Origin of the sequence: Streptomyces sp. NPDC001604 (assembly GCF_042893475.1) — a bacterium.
Classification (GTDB): Bacteria; Actinomycetota; Actinomycetes; order Streptomycetales; family Streptomycetaceae; genus Streptomyces.
Map to the genome: position 1 here is coordinate 1 of NZ_JBIAUY010000047.1, position 1,927 is coordinate 1,927.

The following is a 1,927-nucleotide window of genomic DNA, read 5'->3' on the forward strand; positions in this document are numbered from 1 at the left end:
GATGGAGAAGCGGCGCTGGGAGCGTCCGCGGACCCGGATGACGGGGGTGCGCCCGCGCCGGGACCAGGTGCGGGCGGTGGGCGGCGTCATCGAGAGGTTCTGCCAAGATTTTCGTGAAGCGGTAACAGAGTGTCATGCGCCGTCGATGTGCTTGGTCTGTGCTGCGCTGCGCCGGTGACGCGCCAGGGGAGGCAGCAGGACGCTGCGATCGTGTGAAACGACGTTGCAGCAGCTCCTCCCGTGCCTGGCCGCGGTGCTGGTGGAGCAGGTGCGGGTGGAGGACGGGAAGCTGTTGGTCGTTGCCCGGACCCGGGATGGCACGGCCGTGGCCTGCCCCGACTGCGGTACTCCGGCTCGGCGGGTGCACAGTCGCTATCGGCGGCGCCTGGCGGATGCCGGCCTCGGCGGGCGCCCGGTGGTCATCGACCTGTGTGTCCGGCGCTTGTTCTGCGACACCGCACGCTGCGCCCGTCGAACCTTCGCCGAGCAGGTGGCAGAACTGACCGTGAGGTACGGCCGTCGCACGGTCGTCCTCGCAGAGATGGTGCAAGCGATCGCTCTGGCCCTGGCAGGGCGGGCAGGTGCCAGGCTCGCGGCTGTCCTCAGCATCCCGATCAGCCGGAGCACCCTGCTCAATGTGGTGATGGCGATGCCGGATCCTCCCCGGCCTTGCCTGCGAGTGCTCGGCGTCGACGACTTCGCGACCCGCCGGGGGCGGAGATACGGGACCGTGCTCGTCGACCTGGACTCGCACCGCGTCCTGGACCTGCTGCCCGGCCGCGAGAAAGCACCCCTGGTCGCCTGGCTGTCCGAGCACCCCGGCATCGAAATGATCTGCCGGGACAGAGCCGGCGCCTATGCAGAGGCAGCGAGCGCCGGAGCGCCCCAGGCCCGACAGGTCGCCGACGCGTGGCACCTGTGGGACAACCTGGCCCACGCGGTCGAACGCACCGTGATCGCTCATCGGTCCTGCCTGACACCACCGCCGTCAGAGCAACGCGAGCCCACGCCGGCGGCAGCACCCGATGCTTCCCTCAACCCGGACACCGGCGTCGAGAAGTGGCTGGTCACTCGCACGCGGGAGCGCTACCGGGAGGTCCAGGCCCTGCTGGCCCAGGGATGGACGATCAGCGCGATCGGACGTGAGCTGGGACTGGCCCGCCACACCGCCCGCCGCTACGCGCGCTGCGAGAACCCCGACGCCCTCGCCGACCGCGCCATCCGCACCACCCGGCTGGATGCCTACCGCCCCTACCTGATCAACCGCTGGAACCAGGGCTGCACCAACGCCTCCACGCTCTTCCGGGAGATCCAGGCCCAGGGTTACCCAGGCCGCACACCCCAAGCAGTCCGCCGTTTCCTGCGCCCGTTACGCGGCACCGTGAAGACGGCGCCGGCACCACCGCCAAAGCCCCAGGACCTCAGCGCGTGGATCACGCGTCACCCCGGACACCTACGTGCTGAGGAGGAACAACAACTCGACGATCTCCTCTCCCGCTGCCCGCAGTTGACCGCACTCCGAAACCACGTCCGCGCTTTCGCCCGCATGATGTGCGACCGCACCGGCACCGATCTCCCGGCATGGATCCGTGCCGTCCGCGCCGAGGACCTACCGCATCTGCACGCCTTGAGCGACGGACTCGAACGAGATATGGACGCCGTCATCGCAGGTCTCACCCTGCCCTGGAGCAGCGGCCCCGTCGAAGGCCACGTCAACCGGATCAAAATGCTGAAACGACAGATGTATGGACGGGCCTCGCTCCCGCTCCTACGCAAGCGAGTACTCCTCGCATGACACTCTGTTACCGCTTCACGAAAATCTTGGCAGAACCCATCGAGAACCCGGCCTCGTCCTCGAAGCAGAGCCAGGCTCCGAGCGCCGCCACGGTGTTTCCACCAGCGGCCAGGTCTCCTTCACCCAGCCGGT

The 1,927-nt window shown here is 68.8% G+C and carries 1 protein-coding gene and 1 pseudogene; one reads left to right on the forward strand and one right to left on the reverse strand.

The window, feature by feature from the left end:
* Nucleotides 1–90: pseudogene (locus tag ACFY1E_RS47875) on the reverse strand (IS630 family transposase); the annotation flags it as partial.
* Between the two features lie 133 nt (nt 91–223).
* Between ACFY1E_RS47875 and ACFY1E_RS47880 the strand changes: the two are divergent.
* The gene (locus tag ACFY1E_RS47880; protein ID WP_389088921.1) at nt 224–1,795 is read left to right on the forward strand and encodes an ISL3 family transposase; all 1,572 of its coding nucleotides are present in this window, start codon (nt 224–226) and stop codon (nt 1,793–1,795) included.
* Nucleotides 1,796–1,927: the final 132 nt, after the last annotated feature.